Origin of the sequence: Roseibium algae, assembly GCF_037783265.1 — a bacterium.
Classification (GTDB): Bacteria; Pseudomonadota; Alphaproteobacteria; order Rhizobiales; family Stappiaceae; genus Roseibium; species Roseibium algae.
In genome coordinates this window covers 678293-700482 of the sequence record NZ_JBAKIA010000001.1, presented here as the reverse complement: position 1 = coordinate 700482, position 22190 = coordinate 678293, and the positions used below count along the sequence as shown (strand labels likewise).

Annotated in this window: 24 protein-coding genes; 11 read left to right on the top strand and 13 right to left on the bottom strand. The window is 53.1% G+C overall.

Annotated features, from left to right (window positions below; genetic code table 11):
• Positions 1–108 precede the first annotated feature (108 nt).
• From V6575_RS03210 to V6575_RS03190, 5 genes are all read left to right on the top strand, one after another.
• Positions 109–390 (top strand): aa3-type cytochrome c oxidase subunit IV, encoded by a 282-nt coding sequence (locus V6575_RS03210; protein ID WP_340272594.1) that lies wholly within the window; start codon positions 109–111, stop codon positions 388–390.
• Positions 391–451: 61 nt separating this feature from the next.
• Entirely contained in the window at positions 452–1606 is a 1155-nt protein-coding gene (locus V6575_RS03205; protein ID WP_340272593.1) for a Re/Si-specific NAD(P)(+) transhydrogenase subunit alpha, read from the top strand.
• Positions 1603–2088, top strand: a complete 486-nt coding sequence (locus tag V6575_RS03200; protein ID WP_340272592.1) for a proton-translocating transhydrogenase family protein — start codon at positions 1603–1605, stop codon at positions 2086–2088. Before V6575_RS03205 ends, V6575_RS03200 begins: the two co-directional genes overlap by 4 nt.
• 12 nt (positions 2089–2100) lie before the next feature.
• Positions 2101–3495, top strand: coding sequence for an NAD(P)(+) transhydrogenase (Re/Si-specific) subunit beta (locus V6575_RS03195; RefSeq protein ID WP_340272591.1), 1395 nt, complete (start codon positions 2101–2103; stop codon positions 3493–3495).
• A gap of 88 nt (positions 3496–3583) precedes the next feature.
• The gene (locus V6575_RS03190; protein ID WP_340272590.1) at positions 3584–4252 is read left to right on the top strand and encodes an RluA family pseudouridine synthase; all 669 of its coding nucleotides are present in this window, start codon (positions 3584–3586) and stop codon (positions 4250–4252) included.
• Positions 4253–4329: 77 nt separating this feature from the next.
• Here the strand turns inward: V6575_RS03190 and V6575_RS03185 are convergent, their stop codons facing one another.
• A complete protein-coding gene (locus V6575_RS03185) occupies positions 4330–5196 on the bottom strand; it encodes a tetratricopeptide repeat protein (RefSeq protein ID WP_340272589.1) in 867 nt (288 codons plus the stop codon).
• A gap of 358 nt (positions 5197–5554) precedes the next feature.
• Here V6575_RS03185 and V6575_RS03180 point away from each other — a divergent pair, with 358 nt between their 5' ends.
• Positions 5555–6949 (top strand): MATE family efflux transporter, encoded by a 1395-nt coding sequence (locus V6575_RS03180; protein ID WP_340272588.1) that lies wholly within the window; start codon positions 5555–5557, stop codon positions 6947–6949.
• Positions 6950–7087: 138 nt separating this feature from the next.
• Here the strand turns inward: V6575_RS03180 and V6575_RS03175 are convergent, their stop codons facing one another.
• From V6575_RS03175 to V6575_RS03165, 3 genes are all read right to left on the bottom strand, one after another.
• Positions 7088–8182 carry a 5-(carboxyamino)imidazole ribonucleotide synthase gene (locus tag V6575_RS03175; RefSeq protein ID WP_340272587.1) on the bottom strand — a complete coding sequence of 365 codons (1095 nt, stop codon included), beginning with the start codon at positions 8180–8182 and terminating at the stop codon, positions 7088–7090.
• Positions 8183–8223: 41 nt separating this feature from the next.
• Positions 8224–8712: a 5-(carboxyamino)imidazole ribonucleotide mutase gene (gene purE / locus V6575_RS03170; RefSeq protein WP_340272586.1), complete on the bottom strand. Its 489-nt coding sequence runs from the start codon at positions 8710–8712 to the stop codon at positions 8224–8226.
• A gap of 111 nt (positions 8713–8823) precedes the next feature.
• Entirely contained in the window at positions 8824–9030 is a 207-nt protein-coding gene (locus V6575_RS03165) for a YdcH family protein (protein ID WP_340272585.1), read from the bottom strand.
• A 335-nt stretch (positions 9031–9365) separates the two neighbouring features.
• On the opposite strand from V6575_RS03165, the gene V6575_RS03160 reads away from it, so the two are divergent.
• A complete protein-coding gene (locus tag V6575_RS03160) occupies positions 9366–9545 on the top strand; it encodes a YdcH family protein (protein ID WP_340272584.1) in 180 nt (59 codons plus the stop codon).
• Between the two features lie 150 nt (positions 9546–9695).
• On the opposite strand, the gene V6575_RS03155 is transcribed toward V6575_RS03160, so the two are convergent.
• A complete protein-coding gene (locus V6575_RS03155) occupies positions 9696–10457 on the bottom strand; it encodes a sulfite exporter TauE/SafE family protein (RefSeq protein WP_340272583.1) in 762 nt (253 codons plus the stop codon).
• Between the two features lie 297 nt (positions 10458–10754).
• On the opposite strand from V6575_RS03155, the gene V6575_RS03150 reads away from it, so the two are divergent.
• The gene (locus tag V6575_RS03150) at positions 10755–11546 is read left to right on the top strand and encodes an SDR family NAD(P)-dependent oxidoreductase (protein WP_340272582.1); all 792 of its coding nucleotides are present in this window, start codon (positions 10755–10757) and stop codon (positions 11544–11546) included.
• Between the two features lie 18 nt (positions 11547–11564).
• Here V6575_RS03150 and V6575_RS03145 read toward each other — a convergent pair whose 3' ends face one another.
• A complete protein-coding gene (locus V6575_RS03145) occupies positions 11565–13379 on the bottom strand; it encodes an ABC transporter transmembrane domain-containing protein (protein ID WP_340272581.1) in 1815 nt (604 codons plus the stop codon).
• Positions 13380–13640: 261 nt separating this feature from the next.
• Between V6575_RS03145 and rpmE the strand changes: the two genes are divergently transcribed.
• A complete protein-coding gene (gene rpmE / locus V6575_RS03140; protein WP_340272580.1) occupies positions 13641–13865 on the top strand; it encodes a 50S ribosomal protein L31 in 225 nt (74 codons plus the stop codon).
• Positions 13866–14017: 152 nt separating this feature from the next.
• On the opposite strand, the gene rcdA is transcribed toward rpmE, so the two are convergent.
• Positions 14018–14551 (bottom strand): protease adaptor protein RcdA, encoded by a 534-nt coding sequence (gene rcdA, locus V6575_RS03135; protein WP_340272579.1) that lies wholly within the window; start codon positions 14549–14551, stop codon positions 14018–14020.
• A gap of 425 nt (positions 14552–14976) precedes the next feature.
• Positions 14977–15168 carry a DUF1192 family protein gene (locus V6575_RS03130; RefSeq protein ID WP_340272577.1) on the bottom strand — a complete coding sequence of 64 codons (192 nt, stop codon included), beginning with the start codon at positions 15166–15168 and terminating at the stop codon, positions 14977–14979.
• Positions 15169–15346: 178 nt separating this feature from the next.
• Between V6575_RS03130 and V6575_RS03125 the strand changes: the two genes are divergently transcribed.
• Positions 15347–16348 carry an NAD(P)H-quinone oxidoreductase gene (locus V6575_RS03125; protein ID WP_340272575.1) on the top strand — a complete coding sequence of 334 codons (1002 nt, stop codon included), beginning with the start codon at positions 15347–15349 and terminating at the stop codon, positions 16346–16348.
• Positions 16349–16509: 161 nt separating this feature from the next.
• Positions 16510–17226 carry a DUF1013 domain-containing protein gene (locus tag V6575_RS03120; protein WP_340272573.1) on the top strand — a complete coding sequence of 239 codons (717 nt, stop codon included), beginning with the start codon at positions 16510–16512 and terminating at the stop codon, positions 17224–17226.
• A 110-nt stretch (positions 17227–17336) separates the two neighbouring features.
• Here the strand turns inward: V6575_RS03120 and V6575_RS03115 are convergent, their stop codons facing one another.
• The 5 genes from V6575_RS03115 to V6575_RS03095 all read right to left on the bottom strand — a co-directional run bounded on the left by V6575_RS03115 (position 17337) and on the right by V6575_RS03095 (position 22187).
• Positions 17337–18368, bottom strand: a complete 1032-nt coding sequence (locus V6575_RS03115) for a peptidoglycan -binding protein (RefSeq protein WP_340272572.1) — start codon at positions 18366–18368, stop codon at positions 17337–17339.
• A gap of 3 nt (positions 18369–18371) precedes the next feature.
• Positions 18372–19361 (bottom strand): flagellar motor protein MotA, encoded by a 990-nt coding sequence (locus tag V6575_RS03110; protein ID WP_340272571.1) that lies wholly within the window; start codon positions 19359–19361, stop codon positions 18372–18374.
• A gap of 157 nt (positions 19362–19518) precedes the next feature.
• Entirely contained in the window at positions 19519–20313 is a 795-nt protein-coding gene (locus V6575_RS03105; protein ID WP_340272570.1) for an inositol monophosphatase family protein, read from the bottom strand.
• Positions 20314–20384: 71 nt separating this feature from the next.
• The gene (gene efp / locus V6575_RS03100) at positions 20385–20948 is read right to left on the bottom strand and encodes an elongation factor P (RefSeq protein WP_340272568.1); all 564 of its coding nucleotides are present in this window, start codon (positions 20946–20948) and stop codon (positions 20385–20387) included.
• A 156-nt stretch (positions 20949–21104) separates the two neighbouring features.
• Positions 21105–22187, bottom strand: coding sequence for a tetratricopeptide repeat protein (locus V6575_RS03095; RefSeq protein WP_340272567.1), 1083 nt, complete (start codon positions 22185–22187; stop codon positions 21105–21107).
• Positions 22188–22190 lie beyond the last annotated feature (3 nt).

The window sequence follows — 22190 nt, the reverse complement described above, 5'->3', positions numbered from 1 at the left end:
AAAATTGGCACTTGCTGATGCGCGTATTCTTTGCAGTAAACATTGCCCCACCATGGGGCTTTAATGTAAAGATCTGTCTACAACAGTGTTTTTGAAACGGGGGACTTTATGTCGGACAATTCCGCGCCTGAAATGGACTATGCAGCCCATGAGAGCACTTATGAGGGCTTCATTAATTTTTCGAAAATTGGCATTATCGCCGTTCTGAATGTGGTTCTCTGCCTGATCCTGTTCGCTTTTGGTGGCACATTTGCGACCGGTGTGGGCTGGATCGTGTTAATTGCGACCTTGGTGTCTGTTGCCATTGGCATGGCAATTGGCGCAAACGGATGGGTGCCGTCCGCCGCGATCTTCGTGCTGACAGGCGCATTTGCGATCCTGGCAATTTAACGGGCGTTGATCGGCTTCTCCAGGTATCGAGAAGGATCATCTACCCACTGGGAGGGTATTTATGAAAATTGCTGTGCCGCGCGAGAGCGACGCGGTTGAAACACGTGTGTCCGCAACACCGGATACGGTGAAGAAGCTGATTGCTCTGGGGGCTACGGTTTCCGTAGAGCAGAATGCCGGGGATACGTCACGTATTCCCGATGCCGATTATGAAGCGGCGGGCGCAACGATTGCGACCGATGCTGCAACCACTTTAAAGGACGCAGATGTCGTTCTTAAAGTTCGCCGTCCTAATGCGGACGAGCTGAAGTCCATGAAATCCGGGGCGCTTGTCATTGCGACCATGGACCCACATGGCAATGAAGGCGATGTGGAAGCCATGGCGAAAGCAGGCGTTGCTGCATTTGCAATGGAATTCATGCCGCGTATTACGCGCGCTCAGGTGATGGATGTTCTGTCGTCACAGGCAAATTTGGCTGGCTATCAGGCTGTCATCGAGGCGGCCGCCGAATATGACCGTGCCATGCCAATGATGATGACGGCAGCTGGAACCGTTCCAGCTGCACGTGTCTTCGTCATGGGCGCCGGTGTTGCAGGTCTTCAGGCCATTGCGACAGCGCGCCGTCTGGGCGCCGTGGTGACTGCAACGGACGTTCGGCCAGCCTCTAAAGAGCAGGTTGAATCCCTTGGTGCAAAGTTCGTTGCCGTTGAGGATGAAGAGTTCAAGCAGGCGGAAACTGCTGGCGGCTATGCCAAGCAGATGTCTGAAGAATATCAGCAGAAGCAGGCGGACCTGGTCGCTTCTCATATCGCAAAGCAAGATATTGTCATCACAACCGCTTTGATCCCGGGTCGTCCGGCACCGCGTTTGGTAACAAAAGAAATGCTTTCTGCCATGAAACCCGGATCGGTGCTTGTTGATCTCGCAGTGGAGCGTGGCGGAAATGTTGAAGGTGCAGAACCTGGAAAAGTTGCGACCGTATCGGGTGCAAAGATTGTTGGCCATTTGAACATGGCTGGCCGCATTCCGGCTTCTGCGTCTTTGCTTTATGCAAAGAATCTTTTCTCATTCCTTGAGACCATGATCGACAAAGAAACCAAGTCTGTTCAGCCGAATTGGGACGATGAACTGGTCAAGGCAACAGTGCTGACGCGCGATGGCAAGGTGGTTCATCCAGCCTTTGCTCCTGCGGAAGCTTCGGAGGGGGCAGCATGAGCGAATTGTCTCAAGGCGAGGCGCTAGAACGCGCCAACGCAGCCGCACAAGCGGCTAAGGACGCCGCAGCCAACGCGCAAGATGCGGCGACTGCAGCACAGAGTTATGCTGACCAGATTGCCAGCTCTGTCAGTGCTGCAGGCGATGCAGCCATGCAGGTTGCCCATTCTACAGGCGGAGCGATTGAACCGTTCGTGTTCTTGTTCTCAGTCTTCGTAATGGCGATCTTCGTCGGCTATTATGTTGTCTGGTCTGTTACGCCGGCTCTTCATACACCCTTGATGGCTGTTACCAATGCCATTTCCTCCGTGATTGTCGTCGGCGCGCTTCTTGCGGTTGGCGTTGATCTGACTGCTGGAGAGGGCGCTATCATGGCGTGTATCTTCGGCTTTCTGGCTCTTGTGCTTGCAAGCGTAAATATCTTTGGTGGGTTCATGGTGACCAGCCGGATGCTTGCCATGTACAAGAAAAAACAGCGATAAGGGGGCGTTTAGATGTCTGCAAATATCACGGCGCTTCTATATCTCTTCTCTGCCGTTCTGTTCATCATGGCACTTCGGGGCTTGTCCAGTCCTGAGAGCTCGCGTCAAGGCAATATGTACGGCATGGTCGGAATGGCTATTGCTGTTGTCACCACTTTGCTTGCCTCAGGCGTGAGCTTCGGTTCAGGGATTTTGATTCTTGTCGGTGTGGGGCTTGGCGGCGGCGTTGGTGCTGTGATTGCGAAGCGCATTCCGATGACGGCAATGCCTCAGCTGGTTGCAGCTTTCCATTCGCTGGTTGGCCTGGCCGCTGTTTTCGTGGCTGCCAGTGCCCTTTATGCACCGACAGCTTTCGGAATTGGCGAGCACGGGAGCATTCATGCTCAGGCATTGGTCGAGGCTGCAGTTGGTGCGGCCATCGGTGCCATTACCTTTACCGGTTCGGTCATCGCTTTCATGAAGCTTGATGGACGCATGTCCGGCAAGCCGATCATGTTGCCAGGCAGGCACCTTATCAACATTGCTCTGGCTGCCGGCATTGTGCTGTTGGTGGTCGGACTGGTGAACACTGAAAGCATGTTCCTGTTTTGGCTCATGGTGCTGGTTGCGTTGGTCTTTGGTGTGTTGATCATCGTTCCAATCGGCGGTGCAGATATGCCTGTCGTGGTGTCGATGCTTAATTCCTATTCCGGTTGGGCGGCGGCTGGTATCGGCTTCACCCTGGGCAACATGGCGTTGATTGTGACCGGTGCGTTGGTTGGTTCTTCCGGGGCGATCCTGTCCTACATCATGTGTAAGGGCATGAACCGATCCTTTGTCTCCGTGATCCTTGGTGGCTTTGGCGGGGAATCTGTTTCAGCTGGCGGTGATGGTGCTGAGGAACGCCCAGTCAAGCAGGGTGCTGCTGATGATGCGGCCTTCATCATGAAGAACGCGTCCAAGGTTATCATCGTGCCTGGTTACGGCATGGCGGTAGCTCAGGCACAGCACGCTTTGCGTGAATTGGCTGATACGCTGAAGGAAGAAGGCGTTGAAGTTAAATACGCGATTCATCCGGTCGCTGGCCGTATGCCGGGACACATGAACGTTCTCTTGGCAGAAGCTAATGTGCCTTATGATGAAGTGTTCGAGCTTGAAGACATCAATTCGGAATTCGCTCAGGCGGATGTCGTTTATGTCATCGGCGCCAACGATGTGACCAACCCGGCTGCACGGGATGATCCGCAATCGCCGATTTACGGCATGCCGATCCTCGACGTCGATAAGGCAGGGACTGTTCTCTTCGTGAAGCGCGGCATGAGTTCAGGCTATGCCGGGATTCAGAACGAATTGTTCTTCAATGACCGGACCATGATGTTGTTTGGTGATGCAAAGAAAATGACCGAGCAGATCGTCAAGGCGATTTAAGCTAGGGACTTTGAATTGTTATAAATTTGAAAGGCGCGGGACATTCCTGCGCCTTTTTGTTTTTGGGTGAGATCTGTATAAGCGCTGCATGATTACCACGACACCACCTTTCGTTTATGATCCGCCCCAGGAACCGTTTCTGGAGGTTTTGCATGTTGATGGCGATATTCTTGTCATTGCAAAGCCGTCGGGGCTGCTGAGCGTCCCTGGCAAGGCAGCAGAGCATTCTGATTGTCTGGAGTTCAGAGCGCAGCAGCGTTTTGCAGAGGCTCGAATTGTTCACCGGCTTGATATGGACACGTCTGGCGTCATGGTGCTGGCGATGAACCCCAAGGCGCATCGTCATCTTGGCCTTCAGTTTGAGAGACGCAAAACGGCAAAAACATATGTTGCAAGGGTCTGGGGGGAGTTAGCCAGTCCCGAAGGCGAGGTCGATCTGCCGCTTCGATGTGATTGGCCTAACCGGCCCAAACAGATGGTTTGCCATGAGCTTGGTCGCAATGCTGTGACCCGGTGGGAAGTTGCGAGCAACGATGGCAGTGTGTCTCGGGTGAGGTTGTTTCCCGTCACTGGCCGGTCGCATCAGTTGCGAGTGCATATGCTGGCGCTGGGTCATCCGATCCTTGGAGACCGGTTCTACGCACATGATGATGCTCTTGCTGCTGCTGATCGGCTTCAGCTTCATGCCGAGGAGTTGACTTTGCACCATCCGACCGGGGGCGAGCGGGTGACCTTTAGAGCTGACTGTCCATTTTGAAAGAACAGGCTGCGGAAATCGCCAAGCCGTATTGTCGGCGTTCCTGTATTCGAGTTCTGCGAGGGCGGGCTTTCTTGTTAGCCGTGTTGCGCTCTGCTCACACGCGCCAAGCCTTGTCTGGCGAGATTATTTGAATTGTCCAGATTAAGCGCCTTGTTGTAATTTCGGCTGGCGTCTTTCATTTTGCCAAGTAGTTCCAGTGCCACGCCACGGTTCGCCCATGCAATGGACGAGCGCTTGTCGAGGTTTACTGCCACAGATAGATCAGACAGAGCGGCATTTGGATCGTTGATTTCCAGATATGAGATGCCGCGTGCGATATAAGGTTCGGTCGCATTTGGGTTCAGACCGATTGAAGTCGCAAAATCTTCGATAGCGCGTTGATGCTGATCTTCTGCCTGATAGATAAGGCCGCGATTGTAAAATGCACGAGAGTCCGAGCTGTTACGTTCAATGGCTATATTAAAATCATTTAGAGCTGGGCCGTATTGCCCGAGAAGACGATATGTGTTGCCGCGTCCAACGTAAGCGCGATCATAATCCGGCTTGATGTTGATGGCCCGCGTGTAATCGGTTATCGCAGGCTGCATCTGACCAAGGCGTCTTTGAACAAGTGCCCGATTTGCATAGGCTTGGTATGATTGTGGGTCTAGCTGCAGGGCGGTGTTGAAATCCGCCATGGCTTTATCCAGTTTGCCTGCCTGACCAAAGGCGATGCCGCGCGTGTTGAAAGCGCTGGCGTCTCTTGGGTTCGCCTCGATGACCGCTGTAAGTGATTCTATGTTTGCCGATGACCCGACGGCCCTGTTGATTGGCACGCCATTATATACATTGGCAGATTGGCAGGCAGCGAGCGCCAACAGGAGGCATGCGACAGACGTTGACCTAAGTGCGGTTCTTCGCTTTGTGCTGTAGCGAATTGTTACCGTTTTCGGATGCATCATTGATGGGCTGCCTATTTTAAAAAGCGCCGCATGCTGCGCCTCTAATTCATTAACGTCTACTTTGGCTATTGAAGCGGCTGGCAGATTGCAAGCTGCAATAATACCCAAAGGTCAGATATGAGCCTAGTGCGTTCTTCTTAAGGAAGGATTTTCAATTCAGGGTAACGTGTTTTCGGCTATATGTAATGTATTGTATGTTGTTTCATGGGCTCTCTTTTGGTTCTGCGAGCTGCTTGTGTGGTTTCTGGACAGCGCCTGACAATAGCGGTAGAGGAATAGAGCGCCTTTTTCTTCGGCGCATTACCTCATTCTTATTTTCTGGCCTGCCGAATTTTCTCACTCATCGCTGGAGGCTGCCTTGGCACCTATTGGTCAATCGAGACAGTATGGATTGCGTATTGCGCAACTCTGGCGCAGCGATATCAGGCCAACTTTGTCGCTTGGCATGCCTTTGGCTTTGGCGCAGATTGCACAAATGGGCATCAATACGACAGATGTTCTCATGATTGGCAGGCTGGGCGCCGAGGAACTCGCAGCCTCTGTGCTTGCCTTTAACATGTGGATGCTGCTCTGGTTCTTTGGAATGGGCATTATACAGGCGGTTATTCCGCTTGGTGCGCAAGCTCTCGGGCGTCGTGCTGCACGCGACCTCAGGCGAACGGTTCGCATGGGTCTTTGGATTGCTGTTTTATATTGCCTGCCCGCTTGGTGCCTTACTTTCTTTACCGAAGAAATTCTGATCGCTCTTGGTCAAGACCCAACGCTTGCTGCTTTGGCGGGCGGCTATATGGATGCATTGCAGTGGTCTTTGTTACCTGCATTGGGAATCATGGCTGTGCGCGGTTTTTTAACCGTGATGGGACGAGCGCAGATTGTTCTCTACGCGACGCTTGCCGGGGTCGTCGTCAATATCGGGCTTGATTACCTGCTGATCTTTGGTGAATTCGGATTTCCACGGCTAGAGCTATTTGGTGCGGGCATCGCTTCTGTCTTCACGTCAGCAGTTACTTTTGGCATCTTGCTTCTATATACGAGTCGACAACGCGCCTTGAAACGGTATGCCATCCTCGGTCGCATATGGCGCACTGATTGGAGCGTTTTCTTCAAGATCCTGCGGCTTGGTTTCCCAATTGGCATTACTTTAATCGCGGAGGGCGGGCTGTTTGCTGCGTCTTCAGTTCTAATGGGTTGGCTTGGGACTGTTCCGCTGGCGGCTCATGGAATTTCCCTGCAGATCGCCTCCATAACATTCATGGTGCCTGTCGGCTTGAGTCAGGCAGCCTTGAGCCGTGTTGGATATGCAGCTGGGAAAGGCGATACTGAAGCGGCCGGTCGTGCCGGATGGGTGGCTCTGGTGATCACCGTTTCCTTCATGGCTTGTTTTGCGATTGTTTTTTGGGTCGCACCAGGCGCTTTGGTGTCACTCTATCTGGATCTAGATAACCCTGCCTCGGTAGAGGTCCTTTATCTTGCGACGTCTTTTCTGGCTGTTGCTGCGATTTTCCAGATTGTTGATGGTGCGCAGATTATCGGGACCAACAATCTCCGGGGCCTTGGGGACACAACCATTCCGCTGATCTACGCGATTATCGGATATTGGGCTATTGGTTTTAGCCTGTCTCTGGGGCTTGGCTTTGGTGCTGGTTGGGGTGGAGTTGGTATCTGGAGCGGCCTTGCAGGCGGGCTGGCGTTTGTCGGAATCTTGACTAATATCCGGTTTTATCGTCGCGATAAGCTCAAACTGATCAGCTAAGGTAAATTCTGTTTGCCTGGACCGAAAAGCGGCCCAGGCGAAGGTACTGTCTCATGATGAAATCAAATCTGCTCAATCTCTGCAGGACGAGAAAACACCCTCGAATTGCTGTTATACTCCCCCCATAATGAGGAGACTCTAGCAGGTTTTGGGTTTGATCCGGTTCACGTGGCCCATTTTTCGGCCGGGGCGTGTTTCTTCTTTACCATAGAGATGAAGGCGAGCTGATGGATCTGCCATGATTTGGGGCCAGCGTTCACAGTCTCTGCCGATCAGGTTTTCCATCACAACGTTTGAATGACGCTCACCGGAACCAAGTTGCCAGCCAGCGACGGCCCGCATGTGTTGCTCAAACTGGGATGTCAGGCAGGCATCTTCTGTCCAGTGACCTGAATTATGAACGCGCGGAGCGATTTCGTTGACCAGAATGTCTTCGATTTCTCCGCTGCCGCTCAGGAACATTTCAACGCCCATGACGCCAACATAGTCCAGGCTTGAGGCAATGCGCATTGCCATATCTCGTGCCGTCTTGGCGGTCTGCGTTGAGACATGCGCTGGGATGGTTGAGGTTTTCAGAATGTGATGTTCGTGATGGTTTTCGGCGATGTCATAGGCAACGCATGTGCCATCCAGATCACGCGCTACAATCACTGAGACCTCACGGTCGAACGGGATCAGCTTTTCAAGCACAGCCGGCACTTTTCTGATCTTGTCGAAAGCGTCTTTTGCATCTGCAGCTGAGCGGATCATCACCTGGCCTTTGCCATCATAGCCGAAGCGCCGCGTCTTCAGGACGCCGATGCCATCAAAACGCTCCAGTGCGGCGGTCAGGTCGTCATCGCTGTCCACCGTTGCATAATCTGCGATGGCCACACCGGCTGAGCGAAGGAACTCTTTTTCATTGTAGCGGTCTTGTGAGACTTCCAATGCCCTAACGCCCGGACGCACAGGAATTTTAGCTGCAAGGTGAGAGGCTGTGTGACCTGGGACATTTTCAAATTCATATGTGACGACAGAGCAGGCAGCAGCGAATACGTCGAGAGCTGCCAGGTCATCATAAGGTGCGATCGTATAAGTCGTTGCGACATCAAAAGCCGGACTGTTTTGATCCGGGCAAAATATATGCGTCTTGAGCCCAAGACTTGCGGCAGACAGGGACAACATCCGTGCGAGCTGACCTCCTCCAAGGATCCCGACGGTATTGCCAGGAATGAGTCGGGTGTCGTTGCTCATGGATATTTCCTTATTTCAGACCTGCGTGGCACCGAAGTGGATCAATTGTCGATTGGATGCTCAGTCACGGCAGCTGTGCGAGAGGCTCGGAACGTGTCCAGTGCGGCCTCAATTTTCGGGTTCATCAAAGCCAGAACAGCGGCGGCCAGAAGGGCGGCGTTTGTTGCACCGGCTTTGCCGATGGCAAGGGTACCCACGGGAATACCACCCGGCATTTGAACGATGGAAAGAAGGCTGTCTTCGCCGGACAGGGCTTTGCTTTCAATGGGAACACCGAAAACGGGCAGGGGGGTCAGGGCAGCCGTCATGCCGGGTAAGTGTGCCGCGCCGCCAGCTCCTGCAATAATGATTTTGAACCCTTCGGCTTTTGCAGTCTTTGCAAAGTCATACATGCGGTCGGGTGTGCGGTGAGCTGAAACTATGCGCGCCTCGTAGGAAATGCCGAGCTCATCGAGGACTTCTGCTGCATTTTTCATGGTTGGCCAGTCTGACTGGCTGCCCATAATGATGGCGACTTCAAATTTTGACACGATGCGATCCCGGATCTCAGACTATCCCTCAGAAAGGCGGGGAGTATAGGCACGGCGCAGACCTATGCAAGGCCTGTTTTAAACTGTCCGATTGGCACGAGAAAAAGGTGATCAGGCGATGATATCAGGAAACAACTGGTCGTCCAGAATTGCGATCCGGTCTTTGATGATGAGTTTTTTCTTTTTAAGACGCTGCAGTTGAAGCGCATCGGAGTTTCCGGAAATGGAAAGAGCCTCAACGGCTGCGTCGAGATCCCGGTGTTCTTGCCTCAGTTGGGCGAGTTCCACACGTAGGGCTTTATCTTCCGCTTCAGCCATCTATTTACCCGAACGCCTCTTCGCTGATAGTCTGCCTGTGGTCATACAGGCTTCTTCACACTCATCCACAAGCAGGCGCCCGCTGACAAAATTGAACTGCTGTAATCCATGCCACAGAGCGGTTCAGCTTGCAATTCCATAAGATGCTGAAGCAGCTCTAACTTTCAGTTAAGTGCAGGATGACAGGGCTTAACTTTAGTCTTTTTAAAGGCTGTTTTTGGAAAATATGGCTAAGTCGGCAAAATATTGCTCTCGTTACGTAAACAGGGTTCGACAAACTCTGTCGACCTGTGGCAGGCTCAACTTGTTTGACCCAACTGACAGGAGGCCAATACATGTCCATGCAATCGCATCTCGCAGAACTTGAGCGCCGTCACGCAGCCCTGGAACGCAAGATCGAATACGCACTCCTTCAACCGAGTACGGATTCCCTGGAATTGTCAGACATGAAACGAAAAAAACTTAAGCTTAAGGATAAGATTGAGCGAATACGAAGCGATGAGACGCTTCACTGACGCCAGATTTACGGGGCGCACGACTTATCTAAAACCTGAGTTTAAGATCAAATACGCCGCAGTTTGGACTGCGGCGTTTTTTATATGTGACGTTATTTGTTCAGGGTTTGTTGCCTGAAAAGCCTGCAAGGTCGGCTTTCTAAAGTTCACCTAAAACATTTCGAATACGCCATCCCATGCGAGTTTGGCTCCAATCACTGTCATCATGACATAGACAACGCCGTAGAAGGCTTTTTGGTTGACGACTTTGACCAATTTCACGCCTGCAAGGGTCGCAATGGGGGCGAGTGGCAACAGCACGGCAGACGTCGCCAGATTGACCGGGTCGAATTGGCCCAGCAGGAAATATGGCACCAGCTTCACCGCATTGACGACGCTGAAGAAAATCACCGCAGTTCCAGCAAACAGCGTTGGAGCAAGCCGCAGCGGTAACATGTATAGTTGAAAAGGTGGCCCACCTGTGTGACTCACGAAACTCGTGAAGCCAGCGATCAGCCCCCAAAAGTATCCTTTGGCATTGTTGTGTTTCTGGGGCTCTTGCCTTCGCTGCCGCTTCAATAGGTAGTCTGCGACGAAAATCAAAGAAATGACGCCGACCAAGAGGCGGACGAATGCCTCATTGACGTAAGTTGCCGTTGCCCATCCCACGCCGATGCCTGCGATGGCTGCTGGAAGCAGAATGATCAGGCTTCGCCGATCCGCATGACCTTTGTAGGCCAGTAAGCCAACCATATCCATCACGACGAGAATTGGCAGCATGATGCCGGCAGCCTGGATCGGAGAAATCACCAGCGCGAGCAGGGGAACTGCCAGCATGGCCATTGATCCACCAAAGCCCCCCTTGGAGAGGCCTGCGAGAAGAACGGCGGGAATGGCGGCGGCATAGAAAATCGGATCAGAAATAGGGTGCATGAAAGCTGCTTTGGTGGCGCACTAAGATCGTAAGAGGTGACAATCAAACACGATGGCTTGCGCAGGTAAAGGGCGGTTCGCAGGCCGTGGTCAAGGTGGTGAGCTGTTGATTGGTTGCCTAGGGGCGGGTCGTGTCTAATCTTTTAGTCTCTTGCGGCGTGTAACGGTTATGGGGCTCTCTCAGAGTTGGTAAGCCTGTGTGAGCACGAAAACCAATCGACAGCTGGGTGACATCCTTTTATGATTAACCTTTCCGCTTCTGCGGACTCTTCATCTGTACAGGCCAAGAGGTTTTCTGTGTCCCTTGAGAATAAGGTTGCCATTATCACCGGTGCTGCCCGTGGTATCGGTTACGCTGTCGCAAAGCGTTTCGTCATGGACGGAGCGAAGGTTGTTATTGCCGATGTCGATGATGAGGCTGGTCAGTCGGCGGTCGACGATCTGAAGAAAATCGGTGAAGTGACTTATGTGCATTGCAATGTTGCTGAGCGGCTCGACGTCCGTAATCTCGTTGCCGAGACGCTGAATGCCTATGGCGATGTCGATGTTCTGGTGAACAACGCTGGCATTGTTGTTGGCGCGGATTTCCTGGAGCTTGAGGAAGACGACTTTGATCGTGTTCTTTCGATCAATCTCAAGGGTACGTTTCTTTGCAGTCAGGCCGTTGCGCGGCATATGGTCGAGAAAGTTCAAAATGGTGGTGAGCCAGGGACGATCATCAACATGTCGTCGATCAACGCGGTATTGGCGATTCCGAATCAAATTCCATATTGCGTGTCCAAGGGGGGCATGTCTCAGCTTACCAAGACGACAGCTCTGGCGCTTGCGCCTCACGGAATTCGGGTCAATGCAATTGGTCCGGGTTCTATCATGACTGACATGCTTGCATCGGTGAACAACGACCCAGCAGCACGCAATCGCATTTTGTCTCGCACTCCGATGGAGCGCGTTGGTGAGCCGTCAGAAATCGCAGGCGTTGCGGCTTTTCTTGCATCGCCTGATGCAAGCTATGTCACCGGCCAGACGATCTATGCTGACGGCGGCCGTTTGCCGCTGAATTATACAGTCGCCGTTCCGGACGCTGACTGATCGATATTCGACGCCAGCCTAACTGGCGGTTTGACGTTGCGTGCTGGCCCCTGCATCAAATTGCAGTTGGGCCAGTTTTGCATAAAGGCCCTTGCGCGCCACGAGCTCGGAATGTGTCCCGATATCGACGATCCGGCCAGCCTCCATGACAACAATACGGTCCGCCTTCAACACGGTTGCCAGGCGGTGGGCGATGACGAGTGTGGTTCGACCTTGCATCAGCTGATCCAAAGCACTTTGCACCAAATGTTCGCTCTCCGCGTCCAGAGCACTTGTGGCCTCGTCCAGCAAGAGGACAGGTGCATCTTTCAAGATTGCGCGCGCGATGGCGATGCGCTGCTTTTGACCGCCGGATAATGTTACGCCGCGCTCGCCAGCCATAGTCTGATAACCGTCAGTCATTGCCGTAATGAAGTCATGAGCTGAAGCTGCTCTTGCTGCTGCTTCGATTTCTGCGGCGGAAGCACCTGGTTTTCCGTAGGCGATGTTGTCGGCAATGGTGGCTGCGAAAATGGCAGCGTCCTGAGGTACCAGCGCTATGCGTTGACGCAGGTCTTTGGGATCCACGTCTTTCAACTTCACATCATTCATGCTGATTCTGCCGGTGGTGGGATCGTAAAATCTCATCAGCAGGTGAAAGAGGGTAGATTTCCCGGCACCAGATGGACCGACTATTGCAATTGTCTCGCCGCCTTGGATTGTCAGCGATATTTCGTGCAGGACAGGTTTGTCGTCAGCTGTTTCGTAGCTGAATGAAGTGTCTTGGAAACTTAAATGCACGTTTCTGAGCTCAGGGATCGTCATAGGGGCGATTGGCGCTGCGATTTGTGGCTTGACCTCAAGTAGCTCACTAAGCCTCTCAGCAGCTCCCGCTGCAAGGGATAGCTCACCCCATACTTCCGACAGGCCTGCCAGAGAACTTGCCGCCAAGATGGAGTAGAGCAGGAACTGGCTCAGCTCTCCGCCGGTCATTGTTCCTGAGAGCACGTTGTTTGAACCGATCCACAGCACTGCGACCACGCTTGAGCCGATGATGAATATGGCGAAGAAGGTCAGGATGGCACGCGCGCCGGTGGCTTTGCGTGCAGCTTGAAAAGCGCCTTCGGCTGCGCTGGCAAAACGCTTTGAGGCTTCCCGTTCATGGACAAATGACTGCAAGCTGCGGATGTTGGAGAGCATTTCCCCAGCATAGGCGGCAGCATTCGCAAGGGTGTCCTGAGATGTGCGTGAGCGTTGGCGCACATTGCGGCCAAAGAGGATCAATGGAAGCAGGATCAGAGGGATCGCGGCCAGAACGATGATCGACAAGTGAGGGCTGGTCACAAGCATCATGATCACAGCGCCGATAAAGAGCACCAGATTGCGCATGGCAAGTGAGGCGGTTGCTCCAAATGCAGACTTGATCTGAGTGGTATCAGCCGTCAGCCGGGACAAGATTTCGCCAGACCGGGATTTGTCATAGAATGCGGGGCTAAGTTCCGTCATGTGGCTGAAGACATCGCTGCGCACGTTGGCAACGACGCGTTCCCCTATCCACATGACCAGATAATACCGAATGGCGCTGGCCAGAGACAGGGCGGCAACCACTCCCAACAAAAGTCCGAAATAGCTGTTAATCACTTCGGGATTGTCGCCGCCAAATCCCCGGTCAATCATTTGCCGGACAGCCGTTGGCAGAACAAGTGTGAAGACCGCAGCGGACACTAGGGCCATCAGCGCGCCGGAGACCATACCCTTATAGCGGCTGAGATACGGGATCAGCCTCGAAAGTGGTCGCAAAGACTTGTTGCTGGCGGCTGTATCTTGCTGTTTGTCCGTCTCGGCTTTTGCCAATGCTTGGGTTCCAATATTCGATTATGATCTGGTTTGTTGGTTCACGGCCTAGATTTGGGTGATCGCCGGAGGAAAACCAAGAGGTAATTTGCCGCGCTGGAATCGCTTAGCCCCCTTGTCTCCTTTGAATTCATGGGGTATAGCCCGTTTCCATGTTTCCTGGGCTGCTTCCGGTAGTGGATCGGTGGCCCTTTGCTTTATGTGCATCCCTGAAGAAGAATCGCGTGTCGAGGACGATCAGGGTGCAGGAAAGGACCGGCCATGAAAGCGGATATTCATCCCGATTACCACACCATCAAGGTTGTCATGACCGATGGTACAGAATTCAACACTCGCTCCACATATGGCGCGGAAGGCGATACTCTGACACTCGACATCGACCCGTTGTCTCACCCGGCTTGGACCGGTGGAGACCGTCAGTTGATGGATCGCGGCGGACGCGTGTCTCGCTTCAAGAACAAGTTTGCTGGTTTCCTGGGCTCTTAATAAACCTCGAATTCCAGACTTGCATTCAAGACCCGGCTTCGGCCGGGTTTTTTTGTTCGTGCCGTGGCCGGCTTGTTCCAAATCCGGAAACGAAAAAAGTCGGCAAAATGCCGACCTTTGATCAATCTCATCAATTCTGAGCAGGCTGGTTTTTAACCTGCGGCACCGAAGGCTGCGTGAAGCTGGTTGAGTTGGGCCGCGACAGGGTTGTCGTTGCTGTCTGTCAGGGCTTCCGCGTTATCATAAAGCATCTGGTCCAGGTGGACGACGCGTTCCTGCAGCCGAATTGAGCGATTGATCAGCTCTTTCAAGCTATCAGGAAGTTCTTCCCAAGAGGGGCCACCGGTTGCGCTGCTCAATTTATCGAGGCGTACCTTGTTCTTCTCGGTGCCTGCTTGCTCGGTAGACATTTCACCTTCGTTGACGGCGCGTTGGAGCAGAAGCCAGGAGGCGAGCTGCATCAGCCGAGTGGTCAAGCGCATGGATTCTGTCGCATAGGCGAGAGATGCGGGACGCTCAAGGGATTTGGATTCGGATCGTCCACTGCCATCGAGGTAAACCGCAGTTTCCTCTACCAGTGCCATTCCTTCCTGAAACAGGCTCTGAAATGTATCGGACGTTGCGAGTCTTGGTGCGAAATGTACCGTTTCAGGCGTGCCGTTCCGGTTGGTTGTTTCATCCGTCATTGGTTCGATACGCCTCTTGCTGCCTGTCGTTCGATTGCCGCAGTGTTCCATTTCTGGCAATGCGCACCGACATGGGACATATCAGTGCGAGTGTTGTGCCAGCGCGGGACTATGCAGCGCCTTGATAAATGTTTTGCAATCAGCGTGCCAAGTGCTTGCGCGATGTCGTTTGATAACGAGTGAAGGCATAATAACCCTATGCCTAGGTAAAAAAAAGAGCCACGGAGACCGTGGCTCGAAGTAATTAACAGGGAGGCGTCAAACAGAGTGGATAAAACCCACTCAATATCCAGATGACTGGATGTCCATGAACGTCGCCTATTTTGGTTAATTAATCATAAATGGCTACAATTGAGAAATATATCTGATCCAAATTGAGGCATTTTGTTTTATTTTGGCATGTTATTGTTGTTTTTAACTAGTCGTTATTTGAATAATTGCTCTGCTTTCCTACGCGTATTGCTGCGAAGAGAAATTTCATGCTTGGTGTGCTGGATTTCAATCTCTAATGCTTCAACCCGTTCCAAGAGGTCTTTCTCGGACATGGAGCTGAGATTTTCCCCGACTACAACGGTTTTGACATCGACACGTACGCGCTCAGAAAAATCATCATCCATAGCCCGGCAGCCTCTCTATATTGCTCGCTTGGTTTCGGAGCTTATTTGCCTCTGGTCTGTGAAGGCTAACGCTTCATCTCGGAATTGTCAGCCGTCGCTTGTCGAGCTAAACCAGAGTGACAGTGGCAACATTTTATAGGTCCGAAACCAGAGCCTTGCCTGACAGGAGATACAGCGGATGTCCGACTTGCCCGAGAAGATGACTGCGATTGCGATTTCTGCGCCAGGCGGGCCGGATGTGCTTTCGGCAGAGCAACGCTATGTTCCGGTGCCACTTGGCAGTGAAATTCTGATCAAGGTTGAAGCAGCTGGTGTGAACCGCCCTGACGTGCTGCAGCGCATGGGAGCCTATCCGGCGCCCAAGGGCGCATCTGATTTACCAGGACTTGAGGTCAGTGGCACGGTGGTGTCCAAGGGCACGGATGCAAGCATGCATGCTGTTGGAGACAAAGTGACTGCTTTGGCTCCTGGAGGTGGCTACGCGGAATACTGCAAGGTGGAACAGGGCCATGCCCTGCCGATACCAGATGGTCTCTCCATGATTGAAGCCGCAGCCTTGCCTGAGACTTTCTTTACGGTCTGGAGCAATGTCTTTGACCGGGTCGGACTGACCGCAGGAGAGCGGTTCCTTGTTCATGGCGGCACGTCGGGAATTGGAACGACTGCCATTCAGTTGGCAAAAGCATTTGGTGCGGAGGTGTTCACAACCGTCGGATCTGATGAGAAACTTGCAGCAGTGAACGCACTTGGGGCTGATCATGCTGTCAACTATAACAAGACCGATTTCGTCGAGGCTTTCCTGGTTGCAACCGGCAAGGAGGGCATTCATGTGATTCTCGATATGGTCGGTGGTGATTATGTCGAGAAGAATTGGAAGGTCGCGGCTGTCGAAGGGCGTATCTGCCAGATCGCGACCCTGAATGGTTTTGCCGAGGATGTGAATTTTTCTCGCCTCATGATGAAGCGCTTGACGCATACAGGGTCTACTCTTCGCCCACGGGACAATGCTTTCAAAAGTGCTATTGCAGATGCGCTTAGGCAGAAAGTCTGGCCATTACTGTCGACAGGCAAGCTCAAGCCAGTGATGGATTCTACTTTTCCTTTGTGCCAGGCGGCTGATGCACATCGACGAATGGAGAGTTCCGGCCATATTGGCAAGATCGTTTTGACGGTGAAGTAGACGGAAGTATTGCTGAGTGAAGGATTCCGGGAGTATTTCTCCGGGATTATTTGCCTTTGTGTGCGAGACACATTATGGTTGGTTCATCTCCTATTAGTCTTGAATGGTATTTCGCTTTTTCACCTTGCCGGGTGAGGGAGCCGACAAGAGGAATTTGACCGATGGCGAACACGCCACTGATGCCCAAGGCAACTGCTGTCTGGCTTGTCGATAACACCGCGCTGAGCTTCACGCAGATCGCAAATTTTTGTAAACTTCATCCGCTTGAAGTTAAGGCTATCGCTGATGGTGAAGCTGCGCAGGGTATCAAGGGACTTGATCCGGTGCTGACTGGCCAGGTCGCGCGGGATGAGCTTGAAAAAGCGCAGACAGATCCCAATTTTGTTCTGAAACTACACGCTTCAAAGGTGATCGTGCCTGAGTCGAAGCGCAAAGGCCCACGGTATACCCCTGTGTCTCGTCGTCAGGATAGACCGAATGCCATTCTGTGGCTGGTGAGAAATCACCCGGAACTAAAAGATGCGCAAATCATTCGCCTGGTGGGCACAACCAAGCCAACCATCGCAGCGATTCGTGATCGCACGCATTGGAATTCTTCCAATCTCACGCCTTCTGATCCAGTGACATTAAGCCTGTGCAATCAGCTTGATCTGGATATGGAAGTTGAGAAGGCTGCGAAGAATGCACCTGCGCGTCCAGAAGGCGAGCTTGAGACGTTGATGCCGGTTGAAGACAGCACGAGTGAAGAAGCTCTGGCAGCTGCTTTCAGCAAGCCGATCGTGCGAGAAATCGAGGAAGAAATCGATGCCGATGCGGTGTTCGCCAAGTTGAATTCTCTCAAGAAGAGCGAAGACACAACAAACGAAGACGACGTTTAGAGCTTCTGTTAAGCGCGGAAACATCGTTTTGAATTAAGGGCTACCGAGAGATCGGTGGCCCTTTTTTTTAGTGATTGCTCGAAAGCTGAGTGAGCCGAGGCCTGTTTTATTTACCGTTCTGTGAGTTTCAGCTCAATGCGACGATTGCGTGCCAATGCTTCGGGAGTGTCACCTTCTTCCAATGGCTGAAATTCGCCGAATCCTGCGGCAACAAGGCGTTTAGGATCTACTCCCTTGCTGATCAGGTACCGCACGACTGAAATGGCGCGAGCTGCGGACAGCTCCCAGTTGTTTCGCAAGCGTCCAGTTCCTGACAGTGGGCGAGCATCTGTATGGCCATCCACTCGCAGCACCCAGTTGATTTCATCGGGGATCTGCAAGCTGAGCTCCTGGATCGCCTCAGCGAGCTTATCAAGCTCGACAGTGCCGGCCGGGTTCAGATCCTCGGACCCTGATGGGAACAGGACCTCGGACTGAAAAACGAATCGATCACCAACGACGCTGATATCGGAGCGTTGAGACAGAATTTCGCGCAATCTACCGAAGAAGTCAGACCTATAGCGGGAGAGTTCCTGAACTCTTTGAACCAGTGCAGCGTTCAGGCGTCGTCCAAGGCTCGCGATTTTGGTCTGGCTTGCGCTTTCCTTGGCTTCAGAAGCTTCCAGCGCAGCATTTGCAGCGGCGATCTGGCGACGGAGTGCCGATATTTGCTGATTGAGAAGCTCGACCTGCGCAAGAGCCCGTTGGGATACCTGCTTTTCATCGTCGAGCAAGTTTTCCAGCCGGGTCGCTTTACCGCCAGCGGTTTCGATACTGTCTGAATTTGCATCAAGTAGACCGGAAAGGCGATCACGCTCGGAGGTGGCCTCGCCAAGGCTGGCTTGAAGCCCGGAGATTGTATCCTCCAGCTCGCTGGAATTCCCACGTTCCAGAGCAAGCAACTCTGTCAGCTCACTGATCTGGGCATTGAGCCGGTTGAGAACATTGTCTCGGCCAGACAGTTGCTGGCTGAGGAAGAACTGGGCCAGCATGAAAATCGACAGCAGAAAAATGATCACGAGCAGCAGCGTTGCCATCGCATCCACGAAGCCAGGCCAGTAGTCTGTGCTTTGAGGCCGGTGGCGACCGCGCAGGCTTGCCATAGATCAGTCCTTTGCCCGGTCAAAAGCGGCTGAAATCGATGAAAGAAGCGTCTCGATTCGTTTTTGCTGCTCGCCGTGGCTCTCTGCCCAGTCCCGCATCATCCGCTGCTCTGAGCGGACATGCTTGACGAGCCCTTGTATGCCTTCGGCCAGATTCGACATGGCTTGAGAGGCGTTCTTGCTGCTGCTGTCTTCTATCGTTTGTTGCAGTTGGGCAATGGAAGCCTGGATTTGGTCACTGTTGTTTGAAGGCGCAATCAGGGGAGGGCCTTCTTCCGGTTCAATGTCAGTGACGGTGGACAACCAGTCTTCCAGCTCGTTGTAGAAGCGGTTTTGAGCTTGTCCAGCCTGAAGGTCGAGAAATCCTAATACAAGGGATCCTGTAAGGCCAAACAAGGATGATGAGAACGCAGTGCCCATTCCGGACAGTGGAGCTTCCAGCCCTGCCTTGAGGTCCTCAAAGATCACGTTGGAATCGCCAGAGCCGACATCCAGTGACTGAATGGTCGCGCCGACCGAGCTAATCGTCTGCAAAAGACCCCAGAACGTTCCAAGCAGGCCCAAGAATACAAGAAGCCCGGTGAGGTATCTTGAGATCTCGCGCGATTCCTCCAGCCGCATGCCAATGGAATCAAGGATCGTTCGGGCAGTTGATGGCGTCAGAGCCATCTCTCCGACTTTGTTGCCAAGCAATGTGGCCATAGGTGCCAGAAGTACAGGCGAACGGGTGTCCAGGCCGGGGTCACCGATTCGGAAGCTGTTGACCCAGGCGATTTCGGGGAAAAGCCGAATGACCCGTCCAAACAGCAAAAGGGTGCCAAAAAGGCCGACCATGATGATCAGGCCGTTCAGACCGGGATTGCTGACGAAGGCAACTGATATTTGCCGGTAGAGTATGAAAGCTATGAAGGCAACGATCACCAGAAAGATGATCATAAAGGAGAGATATGCCTTCGGGCTGGACAGACTATAGGGGTCGTAATCACGTGCCATGAGTCGCCAATCAATCGCCTATTGTTCGAGGCAGAATTGATAGCGTGATTTCCCGATGGTTGGAAACCGTTAATCGCAAGTTAACCAATAAAGACAGCATTCCAGGCTCCATTATGTGAACCTGAATGCTGACATGTTAATCGAAATCGCTCTCGCTTTAGCTCTTGGCCTGTTTCAGGAGTCGCAAAATGTGCTTGTGGGCAAATTCGTTGCCAACTGCGACATTTCCGGTTTCCAGCATTTTGTCTTTGCCATCTGTGTCGGTGACATATCCGCCTGCTTCGCGGACCATCAACAGACCAGCTGCGATATCCCAGGAGTTCAAATTGTGCTCCCAGTATCCATCAAGCCTGCCGGATGCAGTCCAAGCCAGATCAAGGGATGCTGCGCCGTAGCGGCGGATGCCTGCAACTTCCGGCATGAAGTAGCGCAGTTCTTTCAATGCCCGGCCATGATCGCCTTTACCGATGAACGGCAGGCCGGTTCCGAATACCATTTCTGGCAGATCAGATCTGCCAGCTACGCGCAGGCGGCGGTCGTTGAGGAAGGCACCACGGCCACGCTCGGCTGTGTAAAGCTCATCCATCACCGGATTATAGATTACGCCTGCAACGATCTGCCCCTGACGCTCAAGGGCAATCGAAACGGCAAAGATTGGAATTCCGTGAAGAAAATTGGTTGTTCCGTCCAGGGGGTCAACGTGCCAGCGATGCTGACCGTCAGTTCCTTCAACTTCGCCGCTTTCTTCCATGACAAGGCCGTACTGAGGGCGGGCCTTCACCAGCTCTGTCCTGATGATCTCCTCCGCCATGCGGTCGGCAGCGGAGACGAAATCGCCGGGGCCTTTGCGGGATACCTGGAGGTTTTCAACTTCTCCGAAATCCCGGACGAGATTGCGTCCGGCCTTCATTGCAGCTTGAACCATGACATTGAGGATTGCGGTGCGGGCCATTTTGTGTGCCGTCAGTTCTTGGGCGCAGCCTGAGGTCATCAGGCGCGCCGGGTCAAATCGGGGAAGCGAGATCAGTCCGCGCGGCGGACATACTCCAGAGAGCCAGTGTCTACGATGATGCTTTCACCTGCAGTAACGAAAGGAGGCACCATTACGCGCACGCCATTTTCCATCATGGCTGGCTTGTAAGAGGAAGACTGTGTCTGCCCCTTAACAACTGCGTCAGCTTCGGAAATCTGGAGTGTGACGAACTGAGGCAGAGTGACGCCAATGGCTCGTTCTTCATGCAATTCAACAGTGACCATCATGCCATCCTGAAGGAAGGCTGCGCGGTCGCCAACGAAATCTGACTGGAGTTCCAGCTGTTCGTAGGTTTCGGTGTCCATGAAAATGAGCATGTCATCCTGAGTGTACAGGTACTGGAAGTCTTTTTGCTCTAGACGAACGCGCTCAACCTTGTCTTCCGAACGGAAGCGTTCGTTCAGCTTGCGGCCATCGATCAGGTTTTTCAATTCGACCTGTGCGAAAGCGCCGCCCTTGCCTGGTTTGACGTGCTGGGTTTTGACAACTGCCCAGAGAGTGTCCTGATGCTGCAGAACGTTACCAGGCTTAATTTCGTTACCGTTGATTTTCATGGAACGACCGATTGAATTGACTTTGTGAAACGGAGGCGGGACGCGCAGGACAAATCCCAACGGATCGGCGTGAACCCAATGTGCGGCCTGTCCTACACAATTGCAGGATGGTTTCAAGGAAAAAAGCCGAAAATGGTTAGTTCATGATCGAATGGATCATGGAGAGTGACGGGCTTGATCTTCCGTTTGAGGTATCAAAGTCGCTGTAAATTGTTCGGCTTTCTTGTGTGCTTCCAGCCTACTTTCTTCGTCCAGACTTTCGACGAAACCGTCTAGTTGTAGATCGGAAACGCCCAGAGACCGTGCAATATAGTGCCACTTTGCTGCAGCGACCGGATCAAGTTCCCGGCCCCGACCATATGCATAAACTCTGGCGAGTCGGTTCATCGCAACCGGGTTCCCGGCGGTCGCCGCACGTTCAAACCAGTCCGCGGCTTCTGCTTCGTTTGGCTCGACACCTTTTCCCTGAAAACGCAGAATGCCGTAATATATCTGCGCAGATGTGTGTCCACGCCGCGCAGCTCGTCCCAACCAGAATGCGCCTTTGGCTGGATCTGTCAGCCCGCCGATGCCTTCGATGAACGATAGTCCAAGCGCATATTGCGCTTCCGCGTCATTGCGATTCGCTGCTTGTTCCAAAAGCTCGCGTGCCTTTGCTTCGTTGTAGGTGCGACCTTCGCCTTCCTGATAAATCAGGGCGAGATTGTACAGCGCGGAGGGGTTTCCATCATTGGCGGCGATTTCAAAGAGATCGGCTGCCTTTTTCTTGTCTTTGGGCACGCCCGTACCGAGAAGGTAAAACTGTGCGAGCTGCATGGCTGCGCCCGGATCACCGGCCGTTGCCGCCAGCTTGTACCATTCGGCTGCTTTCGTTTTGTCTTGCTGAATGCCGAGGCCTGTTTCATGCAAGACGCCTAGCAAAGTTTGGGCGGCTGCATCTCCTGATTCTGCAAGTGGCGTGGCAAGGCCGAGGGCCGTCAGATACCAGCCTCTTTGGAAAATGCCATAGATATAATCGGCGTCTGGCTTTGTTCCTTCCGGCAAGGTCGCCGGAGGGACTTCTGTGGGGCCCTTGAGGTTGATTTCTGGAAGGGAAGACTGCCTTTGTGCGGTTGCGCCATCGACCTGTGCGCTCTCGCCGTCAACGGTTTCCTGTTGTGCCACCTGAGCTGATGCAGCTGAAGCGAACAGGATGAAAGCGACGGTTAGGGCGCGCATTGGGGTCGTGCGACATCGCATGAT

Coding starts and splice junctions, on each gene's coding strand:
- V6575_RS03210 (WP_340272594.1), top strand. CDS start 109: ATGTCGGACAATTCCGCGCCTGAAATGGACTATGCAGCCCATGAGAGC.
- V6575_RS03205 (WP_340272593.1), top strand. CDS start 452: ATGAAAATTGCTGTGCCGCGCGAGAGCGACGCGGTTGAAACACGTGTG.
- V6575_RS03200 (WP_340272592.1), top strand. CDS start 1,603: ATGAGCGAATTGTCTCAAGGCGAGGCGCTAGAACGCGCCAACGCAGCC.
- V6575_RS03195 (WP_340272591.1), top strand. CDS start 2,101: ATGTCTGCAAATATCACGGCGCTTCTATATCTCTTCTCTGCCGTTCTG.
- V6575_RS03190 (WP_340272590.1), top strand. CDS start 3,584: ATGATTACCACGACACCACCTTTCGTTTATGATCCGCCCCAGGAACCG.
- V6575_RS03185 (WP_340272589.1), bottom strand. CDS start 5,196: ATGATGCATCCGAAAACGGTAACAATTCGCTACAGCACAAAGCGAAGA.
- V6575_RS03175 (WP_340272587.1), bottom strand. CDS start 8,182: ATGAGCAACGACACCCGACTCATTCCTGGCAATACCGTCGGGATCCTT.
- V6575_RS03165 (WP_340272585.1), bottom strand. CDS start 9,030: ATGGCTGAAGCGGAAGATAAAGCCCTACGTGTGGAACTCGCCCAACTG.
- V6575_RS03160 (WP_340272584.1), top strand. CDS start 9,366: ATGTCCATGCAATCGCATCTCGCAGAACTTGAGCGCCGTCACGCAGCC.
- V6575_RS03155 (WP_340272583.1), bottom strand. CDS start 10,457: ATGCACCCTATTTCTGATCCGATTTTCTATGCCGCCGCCATTCCCGCC.
- rpmE (WP_340272580.1), top strand. CDS start 13,641: ATGAAAGCGGATATTCATCCCGATTACCACACCATCAAGGTTGTCATG.
- rcdA (WP_340272579.1), bottom strand. CDS start 14,551: ATGACGGATGAAACAACCAACCGGAACGGCACGCCTGAAACGGTACAT.
- V6575_RS03130 (WP_340272577.1), bottom strand. CDS start 15,168: ATGGATGATGATTTTTCTGAGCGCGTACGTGTCGATGTCAAAACCGTT.
- V6575_RS03125 (WP_340272575.1), top strand. CDS start 15,347: ATGTCCGACTTGCCCGAGAAGATGACTGCGATTGCGATTTCTGCGCCA.
- V6575_RS03120 (WP_340272573.1), top strand. CDS start 16,510: ATGGCGAACACGCCACTGATGCCCAAGGCAACTGCTGTCTGGCTTGTC.
- V6575_RS03115 (WP_340272572.1), bottom strand. CDS start 18,368: ATGGCAAGCCTGCGCGGTCGCCACCGGCCTCAAAGCACAGACTACTGG.
- V6575_RS03110 (WP_340272571.1), bottom strand. CDS start 19,361: ATGGCACGTGATTACGACCCCTATAGTCTGTCCAGCCCGAAGGCATAT.
- V6575_RS03105 (WP_340272570.1), bottom strand. CDS start 20,313: ATGGCCCGCACCGCAATCCTCAATGTCATGGTTCAAGCTGCAATGAAG.
- efp (WP_340272568.1), bottom strand. CDS start 20,948: ATGAAAATCAACGGTAACGAAATTAAGCCTGGTAACGTTCTGCAGCAT.
- V6575_RS03095 (WP_340272567.1), bottom strand. CDS start 22,187: ATGCGATGTCGCACGACCCCAATGCGCGCCCTAACCGTCGCTTTCATC.